Origin of the sequence: Streptomyces sp. NPDC093546 (assembly GCF_044765045.1) — a bacterium.
GTDB lineage: Bacteria > Actinomycetota > Actinomycetes > Streptomycetales > Streptomycetaceae > Streptomyces.
Map to the genome: position 1 here is coordinate 164,636 of NZ_JBIWJG010000006.1, position 14,765 is coordinate 179,400.

Below are 14,765 nucleotides of genomic sequence, written 5' to 3' on the forward strand. Positions count from 1 at the left end.
CTCATGGCGGGCACCGACCCGACTCCACCAGGCGTCATCACGCGTAGTGAATATGCGTGACACATGGTGAGACCGGATTGCCGTGCGCGTGCGCGTGTCGCGCCGCAGCGCGCTGCCTGCGCATACGCCCCCATCGCGCGCCCGCGCGCCCCCGGGCTGCGGCCCCGGGGGAGCGCCGGCCTCACCCGGTGGAGGCGGGCGTTCTACTCGTCCTCCTCGTCGTCCTCCTCGTCGCCGAGGACCAGGACCACATGGAGGGTGCGCGGCCCGTGCACGCCCTCGACCCGGTCGAGCTCGATGTCGCTCGTCGCGGACGGCCCGGAGACCCAGGTCAGCGGACGGCCCGGCACCAGGCGCGGCAGCGCCTCCGGGAGCGACGCGACGACCTGCCCCGGCGCGCGTACGACGCACACGTGGAGGTCCGGCACCAGCGTGAGAGCGCGGCGGCCCTGGCCCTCGGTGCCGTCCAGGACGAGGGTGCCGGTCTCGGCGATCGCCAGGGCGCAGCCGGTGACGACGGCGTCCGTCGCGTCGAGCTGCCGGGGCGTCAGCGGCTCGGCGCGGGTGTCGTGGCGCTGCTCGGCACCGGTTGCGGGGAGCCAGGCGTCCGGCAGCCCGGGTGGCACGGCGAGCGAGCGTACGCCGTGCTCGGCGAGCACGGCGGCGACGACCTCGGGGAGGTCCGCCTCGGTCGTACGGTGCACATGGGCGCGGTAGTCGGCGAGGTTGTGGTGGAGGAGGTCCAGCAGCGCGGCCGGGTCGTCGGAGGGGGCGTGCGCGGTGAGGTAGTCGCGAGCGGGCTCCGGCGCTTCGGGCGCGTCGGCGACGGCCGCGCGGATACGGGCCAGGATCCGGTCGCGAGAGCTCGTGCCGGGTCCGGCGTCGCCCGTCTGCGATGGGTCGCTCTTCCGTGAGGCGGGGTTCGTCCGCGATGTGGCGCCGGCGCGTGGTTCGGTGTTCATCCGTGGTTCTTCCTCCACCAGTCCCGGAAGGACTGCTCCGGCATCTCCGGCAGTTCCCGGCCCTCGGTCCAGGCGCCCGCGCCCGGCAGCCGTGACGGATGCGCGTGGCGGGTCGCGGAGGCGAGGCGCTCACCGGCGGCGAGGACGGTCGGGTGGTCGAGCAGCCAGGTCGCCGCCCGGACGGCAGCCTTCTCCAGGCGGTGCCCCTTGCCGCCCTGTGCTGCGACGCGCTCGCGCAGGTGCACCAGCACCTCGGGGATGTCGATGGCCACCGGGCACACCTCGTAACACGCCCCGCACAGCGACGACGCGTACGGCAGCGAGGCGTCGATCCCGCTCGTCGTGCCGCGCAGCTGGGGCGTGAGGATGGCGCCGATCGGGCCCGGGTAGACGGAGCCGTACGCGTGCCCGCCGGCCCGCTCGTACACCGGGCAGACGTTCAGACAGGCCGAGCAGCGGATGCAGCGCAGCGCCTGGCGGCCGACCTCGTCGGCGAGCGCGTCGGTGCGGCCGTTGTCGAGCAGGACGAGGTGGAAGGTCCGCGGGCCGTCCCCGTCACTCGTGCCGGTCCACATGCTGGTGTACGGGTTCATCCGCTCGGCCGTCGACGAACGCGGCAGGGTCTGGAGGAACACCTCCAGATCGCGCCAGGTCGGCACCACCTTCTCGATCCCGACGACCGAGATCAGCGTCTCGGGCAGGGTCAGGCACATCCGCCCGTTGCCCTCCGACTCGACCACCACCAGGGTGCCGGTCTCGGCGACCATGAAGTTCGCGCCGGAGATCCCGACCTTCGCGCGCAGGAACTTCTCCCGCAGGTGCAGGCGCGCCGCCTCGGCCAGCTCGGCGGGCGTGTCGGTCAGGCCCTCGGGCGCGGGCCGGCCCCACGCGCCCATCCGGTCGCGGAAGATGTCGCGGATCTCGCCGCGGTTGCGGTGGATCGCCGGGACCAGGATGTGCGACGGCCGGTCCTCGCCCAACTGCACGATGAGCTCGGCGAGATCCGTCTCGTACGCCGCGATGCCCTCCGCCTCCAGGGCTTCGTTGAGGCCGATCTCCTGCGTGGCCATGGACTTGACCTTGACGACCTCGCGCTCGCCGGTCGCCTTCACCAGGCCGGTGACGATCCGGTTCGCCTCGTCGGCGTCCGCCGCCCAGTGGACCGTGCCGCCCGCCGCCGTGACCGCCTCCTCCAACTGGAGCAGGTACGCGTCCAGATGGCGCAGCGTACGGTCCTTGATCCGCTTGCCCGCCTCCCGCAGCTGCTCCCAGTCCGCCAGCTCCGCGACCGCCCGGGCCCGCTTGTCGCGGATCGTGTGCGTCGCGTGCCGCAGGTTGGCCCGCAGCCGCTCGTCGCGTACGGCCGTGGCCGCCGCCCGGGGAAACGCCGGCATCCCGACGAACGTCGTCGTCCCGCTCATCGCAGTGGCTCCTCTTCCGTGCTCGCCAGGATCTCGGCGATGTGCACCGCCCGCATCCGCTCGCCCTCCCGCCGAAGAATCCCGCCGATGTGCATCAGACACGAGTTGTCCGCGCCGCACAGCACCGCGGCGCCCGTCCCGGCCGCGTTGCGCACCTTGTCGCGGCCCATCGCCACCGACACCGCGGCGTTCTTCACCGCGAACGTCCCGCCGAAACCGCAGCACTCCTCCGCGCCCGGCAGCTCCACCAGCTCCAGGCCCTTGACCGCCTCCAGCAGGCGGCGGGGCCGGTCCCCGAGCCTCAGCATCCTCAGACCGTGACAGGAGGGGTGGTACGTGACGGTGTGCGGGAAGTACGCGCCCACGTCCGTCACGCCCAGCACGTCGACCAGGAACTCGGTCAGCTCGTACATCCGGGGCCCCAGCTCCGGCGCACCCAGCTTCGGGTAGTTGTCCCGCACCATCGCCGCGCACGAACCCGAGGGCGTGACGACGTACTCGTACCCCTCGAACGCCCGCACCGTCCGGCGCACCAGGGGCAGCGTCTCGTGTCGGTAGCCGGTGTTGAACTGCGGCTGGCCGCAGCACGTCTGCTCCGCCGGGAAGTCCACCTCGACCCCCAGGCGCCGCAGCAGTCGCACCACGGCGATGCCGGTGGCGGGGTACACCGCGTCATTGACACAGGTTACGAACAGCGCGACGCGCATCCTGGCTCATCCCTCCCTCTCGACTCTCTCGACCCTCTCGACCACGCGGAAATCCGGGCGTCGGCCTCGTCCCGTGCCCGTGCCCATACCCAAGCCCGTGCCGCCGCGCCGCGCGGAGTGTAGTGGCGCAGCGGCTCCGTCGTGGCGACCAGGTGCCTCGCGCGCCGTCTCGGCAGTCTTGAAACGATTCACTTCGTGCGCACACGATGACCGCTGGACGGGTAGCCAGTCAAGCTGCTGCAACACACGGGTTGACGCCCCCTCCTGTTGAAAGCTTTCATCTAAGCGGTCGATCGCGATCGCGATCGCGATCGCGATCGCGACCTCGACCGCAACCGCAACCGCAATCGCCACAGGTGGGTGTCGCGCCGTGCAACGCGTCTGCTTTCTACTGAAGGTCCGTCAGGACCGGCTCGCCGAGTACCGGGAACGGCACGCGGCCGTCTGGCCCGAGATGCGCGACGCGCTCACCGCCGCCGGATGGCACAACTACTCGCTCTTCCTGCGCGACGACGGCCTGCTCGTCGGGTACGTGGAGACGCCCGACTTCGAAGCGGCCCGGGCCGCGATGGCCCGGACCGAGGTCAACGCCCGCTGGCAGGCCGAGATGGCGGGCTTCTTCGAGGAGTTGGACGGACGGGGGCCGGACGAGGCGATGACACCTCTCACCGAGGTGTTCCACCTCGCCTGACCCCCGTCGTATCCGGGATCAGGCCCCGGAGCCGAGCTGGTCGAGGGTGTGCTCCAGCTGCGGCAGGCAGGCGCGGGACTCCTCCGTGTCCAGGGCGCGCACCTCGGCGATCAGCGACCGCAGCCGTGCGGCGGCCGCGTCCGTACGGCCCGACCCGTGTTCGGCCCACGCCGCCTGGACGGCGCACCGCGCCCGCTCGTCCAGCGCGCCGGGGCCCAGCGAGGCGAAAGCCGCCCCGGCCTGCTCCAGCAGGAGCACCGCCTCCCGCCGGACGCCGTCGGCCGCGGTCGCGGCCCGCTGTTCCGAGCCCGCGGTCGCGGCCTGAGCCGTGTCCGGGGCCGCGCCCTCCTCGCCTTCGTCTTCCTCGTCGTCCTCCTCCTCTGCGTACAGCTCGTCCAGGAGCAGCTCGGCCGTCTGCGCCCAGGTGCGCGCACGCTCCACCAGCAGCTCGGCCCCCTCGCCCTCGACCGCCGCGAGTGCCCTCGCCATCAGCTCCTTGGCGGCCGCAGGGTCGCTGCCGCGCATCTCCAGCCAGGCGAGCGAACGCAGCGCGCGGGCGAGGGAGACGGGATCGCCCACGCTCTCCCACAACTCGACGGCCCGGCGGTACGCGGCGACCGCCTCGTCGCGCAGGCCCGCGCCCGAGAGGCACTCCGCGGCGAGCGTCGCGAGCTGGGCGTGCGCCCCGGGGTGCTCCCATCCCTTGGCCACCTCGGCCGCGAGGAGGTACTGCTCCGCCGCGGCCCGCCGGTCGCCCAGCGCGCGCAGGTTCCGCGCGAGCGTGTCCCGGGCGCGTACGGCCTGCTCGTCGCCGTGCTCCAGCAGGTCCGGCAGCGCGGACTCCAGCACCTCGGCCGCCTCGGCGGAGCGCCCCGTCTCGCCGAAGGCCTGGGCGAGGACCAGCCGGGCGTACGCGCCCGCTCCCGCGGAGTCGCCCGCCGCGTCGAACCAGTGCGCCGCCTCGAGGGCGTACTGCGCGGCCTCGGCCTCCTTGCCGTCCTGCTGGTACAGCACCTCGGCCAGCGTCAGCCGTATCCGGCCGAGCTCGTGCGCGTCCACGAGCTCCGCGCTGTGCGTCACCGCGGCGCGTGCCGCCTCCTCGGCGTCGTCGAGGCGGCGGAGCCGCATCAGCAGCCGCGCCCGCCGTGCCAGCGGCTCGGCCGCGTCCCAGGGGTGGCCCGAGGCGAGGACGCGCCGCGCGGCCAGGGCGAGCAACTCGTCCGCCGTGTCCGGGTCACCCGCCCGCCAGGCCAGGTCGGCGCGTATCCCGTCCGCCTCGGCGAGCAGGTCGTCCACGCCGCTGCCGTCCCCGTGGTCCCGCCCGAACTGCTGGGTGAACGCGGCCAGATCGGCTTCGAGACGTGCGTCGCCGTGGTCCTCCTCGCCGTGGTTCTCCTGGTCCTGGTCCTCGTGGTCGTGCCGCAGCGCCGCGTCGATCTTTATCTTCAGCAGGGCGGCCGTCGCGATCCGCCGTGTCCTGGTGGGGTCGGCCGGGTCCAGGTCCTGCGCCGCGGCGGTGGCCGCCGCCACCAGGTCGCGGATCTCCTCCGGTTCCGCGCCCGCCTGTCCCGCCGCGGTGGCCACGCGCAGGTCGGCGAGCGCGGCCCGGCTCGGCTCACCGGCGGCGCGGTAGGCGGCGGCGGTCCGCTCGAAGAGCTCCCGCGCGCGCTCGTCGCCCGCGCGCCCGGCGCGGATGGCCCGGTGGTCCAGCAGATCGGCCGCGAGCAGCGGATCGACGGTCTCGCGGGCGGCCGCGCCCTCGCCGCCGTCGGAGCCGTTGGGGTGACCCGTGCCGTCCGGGTCGCCCGCGCCCGCCGCGCCGACGAACGCCTCGACCCGGTCCCACGCGGCCGTCGCCCGCGGATGGCCCTGGGCGCGCAGCTCCCGTGCCTCGGCGACCAGTTCCGGCAGGGCGGCGGCCGGGGCCGCCGTCGGCTCCCCACCATGGGGGACCGGCACCGCCGGTGCCGCGGCGGGCGGGCCCGCGAGCCGGGCGGCCCGTACTCCCAGGGGCAGGCTCGCCAGCAGCGGCTCCCGCTCCAGGCGGTGCTTCAGCCGCCCGGACACGACGTCGCTGCCGTTGCGCTCGTCGAAGCGGGCCGCGATCCCGGCGGCCTCGGCGTCCAGCAGGTCGTGCAGCTCCCGCACCGTGCGCTGCCGCCCCGCGTACGCGACCGCGGGCTGCTCGCCGACGCCGAGCGCCAGCAGCCGGCGCAGCAGGACCAGGGCCCCGGTGAGCAACTCCAGCCGGGCCCACGGGTTCCCTTCGGACCCGAGGTGCGACGCGTGCTCGGAGAGGATCTCCAGGCCCCGGCCTTCGTTGCCGGTCAGCGCGCAGAACTCGATGTGCAGGCCGATCGAGGGCAGCAGGCTCTCGTTGCCCCGGGCCATGCGGTAGCCGCGCAGGTGGTGGGCGCGTGCCTCGTCCGGCCGGCCCGTCCGCACCAGCGGGAGCAGCGACTTGGCCAGGACCCGGTGGGGCTCCTCCATGCAGCTGGAGCTGCCGTCGAGGACGGGCGCCCACGTGCGCAGGGCTTTGTCGTCCTGCCCTCGGCTCAGCCAGTAGTGGCCCTGGTCGTTGAGTTCGCAGGCGTGGCAGTTGGCCATCCGGTCGCGCTCCGCCGCCGTCCACGCGGCGAACGCGCGCGCCGCCCGCTCGGTGTCGCCGGTGTCCTCGGCCAGCTCGAACTCGGCCTGCCGTACGGCGCGCTCGGTGTATCCGGCGACCCTGTAGCGGTGCTCCATCTCGCCGAGCCACCGCTCCATGGTGGCGAGCGGGATCTCCGGAAGCGTCAGCATCCCGGAGCTGACCCACTTGAACATCCAGTGGAAGGTGTGGGTGTCGCCGCGGTCGAACGCCGACGGGTCACGGTCCCACTCCCGCATGAGCCGTGCGAACGGCACCAGCATCTTGCCGCGCTCGGTGCTGTACTCGTACGCCCTGACGAGCCCGAAGAGCGCGTGCCGCAGCAGGTCGCGGTCCCCGGTGGCCTCGGCGGCCGCGACCAGCTCCTCCGCCCGCGCGTTGCGCAGCAGCCCGTTGGGCGCGGACTCGTTCTCCCACAGGGCCCGGCGGATGTCTTCGGGGTCGGGCCGGCCCGCGTGCTCGGCGCTGGTCACTTGTCGTCCTCCCGGGTGGGGCCCTCGGCGGGCGTGGTGGTGGGGTGCGTCGCCCATTCCAGGAGCCCGAGGAAGGCCCGGTTGAGCAGTGAGGTGTCGGCGGGGCGCAGCGGGCGCTGCGCCATCAGCAGGGCCTGCCCGTAGAGCGACTCGACCGCCGTACCGGCCAGCTCCGGGTCGGTGATCGCCGCGACGCGGCGCACCAGAGGGTTGTTGTGGTTCAGCACCAGCCGGGCGCGGGGCGCCGAGCCGCGCAGGGCGCCGAGGATGTCGCTCCACAGGGTGTCGGCGCCCTCCTCGGCCGCCGCACGGTCCCGCTCGTGGCGGGCCTCCCGGTCGTCCAGGTAGAGCGCCGGCACGGTGACGGGCTGGAAGGCGCGCAGCGCCACGTCGCAGCCCAGGGCGTCGAGCCGTGTCCGGGCCGTGGCGAGGAACGCGGCCAGGGCCAGCTCCTGCTGCGGCTCGACCGGGTCGAGGTGCGCGGTGACGGCGCCCGCGTCGAGCTCGCCGACGGTGACCCCGTCCCGGACCTGCGGCAGCAGGGCGATGAGGTCCGCGTCGTAGGTGTACCCGCCGTTGACGACACCCAGGCCGTGCGCGGCGGCGATGGGGGAGACCTGCCGGAACTCCTCCACCGTGCGCGTGAAGTGGACCTGCGGATGGGCCCGTACGAACTCGTCGAGCGTGACCCGGCCGTCGCTGGTCTCGAACGGCAGCCACGGCAGCATCAGCGCGAACAGGTCCGCGTCGTGCCGCGCCATCGACTTCACGCCCAGGTGGTGCACGGTGAGGAACGCCGCCAGCCGGTCGGGGTCCCCGGCCGCGAGCTCGGCGAGCCACTCGCGGATGCGGACACCGAGCGCCTCGCGCACGGCGGCGAGGGTCTCGTCGTCGTACAGGTTCTCCCGGGACGCCGTTGGGCGCAGGGTGTCGGTGTCCAGGACGACGCGGACGAAGAACGCCCAGTCGGGCAGGAGGTTGTCCGCCCGGTCGGTGAGCAGCATGCCCTTCAGGTAGACCCGGTGCGCCGCCCGGTGCGCGGGGCTGGTGGCCGAGGGCAGGACGTACGCCACACCGCGTACGCCCGCGACCGGCAGGTCCAGGTCGATGGAGTCCAGCGGCGTGAACCCGAAGACCCGCGCACAGTGCCCGGCCAGCGCGACGCGCCGCGCGGTGGGCGTCGGGTAGGGCCGGTCCCACACGGCGGGCCGCTCCGTCAGCGGGCGGCCGGTGGCGTCCGGCCCGGTGAACGTGACCTCGTGGGGCAGCAGGGACCCGAAGTCCCGGGCCAGCTCGGCCACGCGCCCCGGCTCCGTCCACTCCTCCGCCCCGGGGCGCGGCTCCAGCCGCACGGTGGTGCCCGGCTCCGGACGCGCCTCGTGGGGCAGCGTCCGTACCGTGTACGACCCGTCGTCGCTCGCCAGCCACTCCACCGGCGGCTCGTCGGGCTTGCGGGCGGAGCGCGACACCACGCGTATCCGCCGGGCGACGACGAAGCAGGCGAGCAGCCCGATGCCGAACTGCCCGAGGAACTCCTGCCGGGCGCCGTCCAGCTCGTCGCGCTTGGAGCTGCGGCCGATGGTGGCGAGGAGGGTGTGCACCTCCTCGGAGGTCAGACCGATTCCGGTGTCCTCCATGACGACGGCGTCGCCGGTGGCCGTCAGCCGGATGCCGGTGGGCGCGGCGGGGTCGTGGGCGAGGCGGGCGGTGACGGCGTCCACGGCGTTCTGCAGCAGCTCGCGGACGTACACGCGCGGGCTGGAGTAGAGGTGGTGCGACAGCAGGTCGACGAGGCCGCGCAGGTCCACCTGGAAGGTGTTCACGGCCGGTTCGGCGGTGGGCCGGGGCCGGGGCTGGTGCCGGGAGGAGGGCTCGGACGGCTCGGACGGATCGGACGGGCGAAGGTTCATGGGCACAAGGGAGCACCCTCACGGCCCCGGACGGCAGCCGCGGGTGCGGGTCGGGCGATCGCGGGGTCCCCCCCTCACGAATCGCGACGGGCCCGGCCTGACCCCGGCGCCGTACGCGGGCATACGCGCACGCCACCGAGGCGGACTCGGAATTGATGACCATCGTAGGGAGGGCCACTGACAATGCCCAGGTACTTTCCCCGCGAGGGAGCCGACGCAGCCCGCCCAGCCGCCCTGGGGGGTGTCTTGCCGATCTTGCCGGGCCCGCGGCCTGATCGACGAGACACCTTCTACGCTCCCTCGCCCCCCGCCACCGCGTAGTCCGGCGGCGCCGGGTTGCGGAGCCCCTCCGCCGCGTCCGAGACGCGGCGGAGCAACTCCAGGAAGACCGTCTGCTCGGCGGGGTCCAGGGGGGCGAGGAAGACCTGGTTCATCCGGGCCGTGCGGACCGCGAGGCGCTTGTGCACGCGTACGCCCTCCTCCGTGGCGTGCAGCACGGAGCGGCGGCCGTCGCGCGGGTCGCGCACCTTGTCCACGAGGCCGCGGTCGGCCAGGCGGCGGACGACCTCGGCGATGGTGGAGCGGTCGAGGCCGACCCGCTCGCCGACCGTGCGCTGGTCCAGGGCGTCCTCGCCCACCAGGGCGTTGAGCACGGCGAACTGCGGTGAGGTGACCTCCTCCGAGACCATCGTGGTCCACAGCAGCGTGTGCGCCTGCTGCAACCGCCGGGCGAGATGGCCCGGATGGCTGCCGAGGTCGAGTGCGGGCACGGTGCACTCCTCTCTCCCGATGCGTCCCATGTAGCCCATGCGTCCCATGTGGCCCATGTGCTCCCCAGGGGTCCCTGAGCCGGGACAGTGTCTCACGCATGCACCGTGCACTGAGGGTCTTGACCAGCGCCGGTCGCGGTGTCAGTCTGCTTCCCGACGACAGATGCTCAGTGTACTGAGCATTTCTTTCTGCTCGGGGAGGAACCAGCCGGATGGACAAGGTGGTGGCCACAGCCGCGCAAGCGGTGGCCGACATACACGACGGGGCGTCCCTCGCGGTCGGCGGCTTCGGCCTCAGCGGCGTACCGAACACGCTCATCCAGGCGGTGTACGAGACCGGCGTCAGGCGCCTCGCCGTCGTCTCCAACAACTGCGGAGCCATGGAGTCCGGCCTTGCCGTCCTCCTCGCCGCCGGGCGCATCGCCCGCGTGACCGGCTCGTACATCGGTGGCAACAAGGAGTTCGCCCGCCAGTACCTCGGCGGCGAGCTGGAGCTGGAACTGATCCCCCAGGGCACCCTCGCCGAGCGGCTGCGCGCCGGCGGCGCGGGCATCCCCGCCTTCTACACACCGGCCGGCGTCGGCACCCAGGTCGCGGACGGCGGCCTGCCCTGGCGGTACGACGGCGACGGCGGCGTCGCCGTGGCGTCCCCGCCCAAGGAGGTACGGGAGTTCGACGGCGTACCGCACGTCCTCGAACACGGCATCCGCACCGACTTCGCGCTCGTCCGCGCCGCCAGGGGCGACCGCCACGGCAACCTCGTGTTCGCCAAGTCGGCCCGCAACTTCAACCCGCTCGCGGCGATGGCCGGGCGCGTCACCGTCGCCGAGGTCGAGGAGCTGGTCGAGCCCGGCGCGATCGACCCGGACCACGTGCACCTGCCCGGCGTCTTCGTCCAGCGCGTCGTGGCCCTCACCCCGGAGCAGGCCGCCGACAAGAAGATCGAGAACCGCACGACCCGAAAGGCACGCGGCTGATGCCCTGGACCCGCGACCAGATGGCCGCCCGCGCCGCCGCCGAACTGCGCGACGGCGAGTACGTCAACCTCGGCATCGGGCTGCCCACCCTCATCCCCGACCACCTCCCCGACGACGTCCACGTGGTCCTCGAATCGGAGAACGGCATCCTGGGCACCGGCCCCTACCCGTACGAGCACGAGGTCGACCCCGACCTCATCAACGCGGGCAAGGAGACCGTCACGGTCCTGCCCGGCGCCTCCTACTTCGACTCGGCGCTCTCCTTCGCGATGATCCGCGGCGGCCACATCGACGTCGCCGTCCTCGGCGCCATGCAGGTCTCCGCCCGGGGCGACCTCGCCAACTGGGCCGTCCCCGGCAAGCTCGTCACCGGCATCGGCGGCGCCATGGACCTCGTCCACGGCGCCCGGCGGGTGCTCGTCACCATGACCCACACCGCCAAGGACGGCAGCCCGAAGATCGTCGAGGAGTGCACCCTTCCGCTGACCGGACGGGCCTGCGTCCACCGGATCATCACCGACCTCGGCGTCCTCGACGTCACCGACGCCGGCCTGGTGCTCGTGGAGACCGCCCCCGGGGTCACCGCCCGGGACATCGCCGACCGCACCGCAGCCCCGGTCCGCACGGCCCACTGAGCCCACAGGCCCACGAGTCCACAGGACTTCACAGGAGTTCACCGCCATGGCACTCACCCAGCAGGACATCGACGTCGAGATCGTCCGGCAGCGCACCGCGTACGAGCAGTCCGTCGCCGAGGGCGCCCCACGCTCCGACCACCCGCCGCGCGACTACCCGCCCTACCGCTCCAGCGTGCTGCGCCACCCGCGCCGGCCGCTCGTCGCCGTCGCCGCACAGCGCGACCCGGAAGCCGTCGAACTGGCCGCACCCGCCTTCGGCGAAACCGACGTCACCGAGCTCGACAACGACCTCACCCGCCAGCACCACGGCGAGCCGATCGGCGAGCGCATCACCGTCACCGGGCGCGTACTCGACCGCGCCGGACGTCCCGTACGGGGACAGCTCGTCGAGCTCTGGCAGGCCAACGCCGCCGGCCGCTACGCCCACCAGCGCGACCAGCACCCGGCCCCCCTCGACCCCCACTTCACCGGCGTCGGACGGACCCTCACCGACGACGAGGGCGGCTACCGCTTCACCACGATCAAGCCGGGCGCCTACCCCTGGCGCAACCACACCAACGCGTGGCGGCCCGCCCACATCCACTTCTCGCTCTTCGGCTCCGCGTTCACCCAGCGGCTCGTCACCCAGATGTACTTCCCGAACGACCCGCTCTTCCCGTACGACCCCATCCTCCAGTCCGTCACGGACGAACGCGCGCGGCAGCGGCTGGTCGCCACCTACGACCACACCCTGTCCACCCCCGAATGGTCCCTCGGCTACCGCTGGGACATCGTCCTGGACGGCCCCGCCGCCACCTGGATGGAGGAAGGCCGATGAGCGCCCTCGACCCCACCCCCTCGCACACGGTCGGCCCCTTCTACGGGTACGCCCTCCCGTTCCCGGGCGGCGGCGAGATAGCGCCCGTCGGGCACCCCGACACGATCACCCTCCACGGGTACGTCCTCGACGGCGAGGGCGCCCCCGTCCCGGACGCGCTCGTCGAGATCTGGGGGCCCGGCCCCGACGGCGAACTGCCGCGCAGAGGCGGCTCGATGCGCCGCGACCCCGTCACCGGCGGCTTCCTCGGCCGCAACGGCGTCGACTTCACCGGCTTCGGCCGCGTACCGACCGACGCCGACGGCCACTGGACGGTACGCACCCTGCGGCCCGGCCGGCGCGGCGCCGGCGCCCCCTACCTGAGCCTGTGCGTCTTCGCCCGCGGACTCACCCACCACCTCTTCACCCGCGCCTACTTCCCCGAGCCCGCCGAAGCCCGGGCCGCCGACCCCCTGCTCGCCTCGCTGCCGGCCGCACGCGCCGCGACACTGGTCGCCCACCCTGAACCGAACCATCCTGAACCGAACCGGACGTACCGGTTCGACATCCGGTTGCAGGGCGACGGGTCGCAGGGTGAGGACGAGACCGTCTTCCTGGAGTTCACATGACGGCGTACGACCCCGAGGACGCGGGCCTGCTCGCCCCCGGCAGCGCGGGCACCCCGGCCGAGGCCGCCACCTCCGACGCGGCCTTCCTGCGGGCGATGCTCGACGCGGAGACCGCCCTGGCCCGCGTCCAGGCGCCCCCGGAGGCCGCCGACGCCATCGCGGCCGCCTGCGCCCGCCCCTTCGACGCCTCGGACGTAAGGGACCTGGCCCTGCGCGCCCGTACCGGCGGCAACCCCGTCATCCCGCTCGTCGCGGACCTGACCGCCGCCGTACCGGAACACGCGCGGGCGTACGTCCACCGGGGCGCCACCAGCCAGGACGTCCTCGACACCGCGGCCATGCTCGTCGCCTCCCGCACCCTCGCGCTGGTCCTGGCGGACCTGGAGCGCACCGCCGCCGTCCTGGCCGCCCTCGCGGCCGCGCACCGCGACACGCCGATGCCCGGCCGCACCCTCACCCAGCACGCCGTCCCCACCACCTTCGGCCTGAAGGCGGCGGGCTGGCGCGCCCTGGTCCTGGACGCCCGCGACCGGCTGGCCGCCGTACGCGACCGGCTGCCGGCCCAACTCGGCGGCGCGGCGGGCACCCTGGCGGCCTTCGAGGCGTACGGCTCCGATCCGCTCGCCCTCGTCGGCGCGTACGCCCGCGAAGTGGGCCTCGCCGAACCGGCGCTGCCCTGGCACACCCTCCGTACCCCCGTGGCCGACCTCGCCGGCGCCCTCGCCTTCACGGCCGGGGCGCTCGGGAAGGCCGCGGCCGACGTCCTGGTCCTCTCCCGCACGGAGACGGGCGAAGTGACCGAGGGCAGCGGCGGCGGGTCGTCCGCCATGCCCCACAAGGCCAACCCCGTACGCTCCACGCTGATCGCCGCGGCCGCCCGCCGCGCCCCCGCCCTCGCCGCCGTCCTGTACGGCTCCGTCACCGCCGAGGACGAGCGGCCCCCCGGCGCCTGGCACGCCGAGTGGGAGCCGCTGCGCGACCTGCTGCGCCTCGTCGGCGGCGCCGCGCACCACGCCGTGCACCTCGCCGAGGGGCTGCGCGTCCACCCGGAGCGGATGCGTGCCCACCTGGACCTCACCAGTGGCCTGATCGTCTCCGAGCGGTTGCGGACCCACTTCCCGAAGGACGCGCTCGCGCGCGCGGCCGAGGAGGTCCGTACGACGGGGAAGCCGCTCGCCGACGTCCTCGGCGTGCCCCCCGAGCTCACCGACCCCACCCACTACACCGGCGCGGCCGGAGCACTCACCGACCGCGCCCTGGAACGCCGATGAAGCCGTTGAAGCCGATGAACCGCCCCGGCCTTCTCCACCACGTCATCGAGGGTGACGACCGCGCCCCCGCTCTGCTCCTGGGGCCGTCCCTGGGCACCTCCACCACCCTGTGGGACCGCGTCGCACCCGGACTCGCCGCCTACCGCCGCGTCCGCTGGGACCTCCCCGGACACGGGCACAGCCCCGCCGGCCTCCTGCGGCCCGGAGCCACCGTCGCCGACCTCGCCGCGCTCGTCCTGCGCCTCGCCGACGCCCTCGGCCTGGAGCGGTTCCACTACGCGGGCGTCTCCCTCGGCGGCGCCGTCGGCCTCTGGCTCGCCGCGCACCACCCCGACCGGCTGGACCGGCTCGCCGTCGTCTGCTCCTCGGCCCGCTTCGGCGAGCCCGGCCCGTGGCGGGAGCGCGCAGAGCTCGTACGCCGCGAGGGCACGGCGCCGGTCGCGGCGACGGCGGCCTCGCGCTGGTTCACGCCCGGCTTCACCCACGACCCCCTGGCCCGGCACCTCGTCGACGACCTGCGCCGGGCCGACCCGTCCGCGTACGCCGCCTGCTGCGACGCCCTGGCCGCCTACGACCTGCGCGCCGCCCTGCCGGACATCGTCACCCCCACCCTCGTGCTCGCCGGCACCGAGGACCCGGCCACCCCGCCGGCCCACGCCCACGAGCTCGCCGCAGCCCTCCCCGGCGCCACCCTCACCGAGCTCCCCGACGCCTCCCACCTGGCCCCCGCCGAGCGCCCGGACGGGGTCCTGGCCGCCCTGCTCCTCCACTTCACGGGGTGAGGACGCATAGCCGAGCGCAAGCGGGTAACCCGGATGACGTGCCGAGCGCGGCGGGAGCCCGCCGCGCGTCGCCGACAGCACGGAAGCGAGG

General features: G+C 74.2%; 12 protein-coding genes and 1 pseudogene. 7 read left to right on the forward strand and 6 right to left on the reverse strand.

Annotated elements, in window-relative coordinates:
* Window positions 1–203: 203 nt before the first annotated feature.
* From ACIRNI_RS15755 to ACIRNI_RS15765, 3 genes are read right to left on the reverse strand one after another with little or no spacing between them, the layout of a single operon-like run.
* Window positions 204–962, reverse strand: a complete 759-nt coding sequence (locus ACIRNI_RS15755; protein WP_403551935.1) for a lactate utilization protein C — start codon at window positions 960–962, stop codon at window positions 204–206.
* Window positions 959–2,383 carry a LutB/LldF family L-lactate oxidation iron-sulfur protein gene (locus ACIRNI_RS15760; protein ID WP_403551937.1) on the reverse strand — a complete coding sequence of 475 codons (1,425 nt, stop codon included), beginning with the start codon at window positions 2,381–2,383 and terminating at the stop codon, window positions 959–961. The genes ACIRNI_RS15755 and ACIRNI_RS15760 overlap by 4 nt, the downstream gene beginning before the upstream one ends.
* The gene (locus ACIRNI_RS15765) at window positions 2,380–3,090 is read right to left on the reverse strand and encodes a (Fe-S)-binding protein (RefSeq protein WP_403551939.1); all 711 of its coding nucleotides are present in this window, start codon (window positions 3,088–3,090) and stop codon (window positions 2,380–2,382) included. Before ACIRNI_RS15765 ends, ACIRNI_RS15760 begins: the two co-directional genes overlap by 4 nt.
* A gap of 370 nt (window positions 3,091–3,460) precedes the next feature.
* Between ACIRNI_RS15765 and ACIRNI_RS15770 the strand changes: the two genes are divergently transcribed.
* Entirely contained in the window at window positions 3,461–3,781 is a 321-nt protein-coding gene (locus tag ACIRNI_RS15770) for an L-rhamnose mutarotase (RefSeq protein ID WP_403551941.1), read from the forward strand.
* A gap of 18 nt (window positions 3,782–3,799) precedes the next feature.
* Here the strand turns inward: ACIRNI_RS15770 and ACIRNI_RS15775 are convergent, their stop codons facing one another.
* The 3 genes from ACIRNI_RS15775 to ACIRNI_RS15785 form a co-directional block, all read right to left on the reverse strand.
* Entirely contained in the window at window positions 3,800–6,901 is a 3,102-nt protein-coding gene (locus ACIRNI_RS15775; protein ID WP_403551942.1) for a tetratricopeptide repeat protein, read from the reverse strand.
* The gene (locus ACIRNI_RS15780; RefSeq protein ID WP_403551944.1) at window positions 6,898–8,811 is read right to left on the reverse strand and encodes an HSP90 family protein; all 1,914 of its coding nucleotides are present in this window, start codon (window positions 8,809–8,811) and stop codon (window positions 6,898–6,900) included. Before ACIRNI_RS15780 ends, ACIRNI_RS15775 begins: the two co-directional genes overlap by 4 nt.
* Before the next feature lie 290 nt (window positions 8,812–9,101).
* Window positions 9,102–9,581, reverse strand: coding sequence for a MarR family winged helix-turn-helix transcriptional regulator (locus tag ACIRNI_RS15785; RefSeq protein WP_403551946.1), 480 nt, complete (start codon window positions 9,579–9,581; stop codon window positions 9,102–9,104).
* A 212-nt stretch (window positions 9,582–9,793) separates the two neighbouring features.
* On the opposite strand from ACIRNI_RS15785, the gene ACIRNI_RS15790 reads away from it, so the two are divergent.
* From ACIRNI_RS15790 to ACIRNI_RS15815, 6 genes and pseudogenes are all read left to right on the forward strand, one after another.
* Window positions 9,794–10,558, forward strand: coding sequence for a CoA transferase subunit A (locus tag ACIRNI_RS15790; RefSeq protein ID WP_355357412.1), 765 nt, complete (start codon window positions 9,794–9,796; stop codon window positions 10,556–10,558).
* Window positions 10,558–11,193, forward strand: a complete 636-nt coding sequence (locus tag ACIRNI_RS15795; protein ID WP_403551948.1) for a CoA transferase subunit B — start codon at window positions 10,558–10,560, stop codon at window positions 11,191–11,193. The genes ACIRNI_RS15790 and ACIRNI_RS15795 overlap by 1 nt, the downstream gene beginning before the upstream one ends.
* Window positions 11,194–11,239: 46 nt before the next feature.
* The gene (gene pcaH / locus ACIRNI_RS15800; protein ID WP_403551950.1) at window positions 11,240–12,013 is read left to right on the forward strand and encodes a protocatechuate 3,4-dioxygenase subunit beta; all 774 of its coding nucleotides are present in this window, start codon (window positions 11,240–11,242) and stop codon (window positions 12,011–12,013) included.
* The gene (gene pcaG / locus ACIRNI_RS15805; RefSeq protein WP_403551952.1) at window positions 12,010–12,621 is read left to right on the forward strand and encodes a protocatechuate 3,4-dioxygenase subunit alpha; all 612 of its coding nucleotides are present in this window, start codon (window positions 12,010–12,012) and stop codon (window positions 12,619–12,621) included. Before pcaH ends, pcaG begins: the two co-directional genes overlap by 4 nt.
* A complete protein-coding gene (pcaB, locus tag ACIRNI_RS15810) occupies window positions 12,618–13,892 on the forward strand; it encodes a 3-carboxy-cis,cis-muconate cycloisomerase (protein WP_403551954.1) in 1,275 nt (424 codons plus the stop codon). The genes pcaG and pcaB overlap by 4 nt, the downstream gene beginning before the upstream one ends.
* A 14-nt stretch (window positions 13,893–13,906) precedes the next feature.
* Window positions 13,907–14,671: pseudogene (locus ACIRNI_RS15815) on the forward strand (alpha/beta fold hydrolase); the annotation flags it as partial.
* Between the last annotated feature and the right edge of the window lie 94 nt (window positions 14,672–14,765).

Bases quoted from the DNA above. Each gene is read 5' to 3' on its own strand.
- ACIRNI_RS15755 (WP_403551935.1), bottom strand. From the start codon at position 962: ATGAACACCGAACCACGCGCCGGCGCCACATCGCGGACGAACCCCGCC.
- ACIRNI_RS15760 (WP_403551937.1), bottom strand. From the start codon at position 2,383: ATGAGCGGGACGACGACGTTCGTCGGGATGCCGGCGTTTCCCCGGGCG.
- ACIRNI_RS15765 (WP_403551939.1), bottom strand. From the start codon at position 3,090: ATGCGCGTCGCGCTGTTCGTAACCTGTGTCAATGACGCGGTGTACCCC.
- ACIRNI_RS15780 (WP_403551944.1), bottom strand. From the start codon at position 8,811: ATGAACCTTCGCCCGTCCGATCCGTCCGAGCCGTCCGAGCCCTCCTCC.
- ACIRNI_RS15790 (WP_355357412.1), top strand. From the start codon at position 9,794: ATGGACAAGGTGGTGGCCACAGCCGCGCAAGCGGTGGCCGACATACAC.
- ACIRNI_RS15795 (WP_403551948.1), top strand. From the start codon at position 10,558: ATGCCCTGGACCCGCGACCAGATGGCCGCCCGCGCCGCCGCCGAACTG.
- pcaH (WP_403551950.1), top strand. From the start codon at position 11,240: ATGGCACTCACCCAGCAGGACATCGACGTCGAGATCGTCCGGCAGCGC.
- pcaG (WP_403551952.1), top strand. From the start codon at position 12,010: ATGAGCGCCCTCGACCCCACCCCCTCGCACACGGTCGGCCCCTTCTAC.
- pcaB (WP_403551954.1), top strand. From the start codon at position 12,618: ATGACGGCGTACGACCCCGAGGACGCGGGCCTGCTCGCCCCCGGCAGC.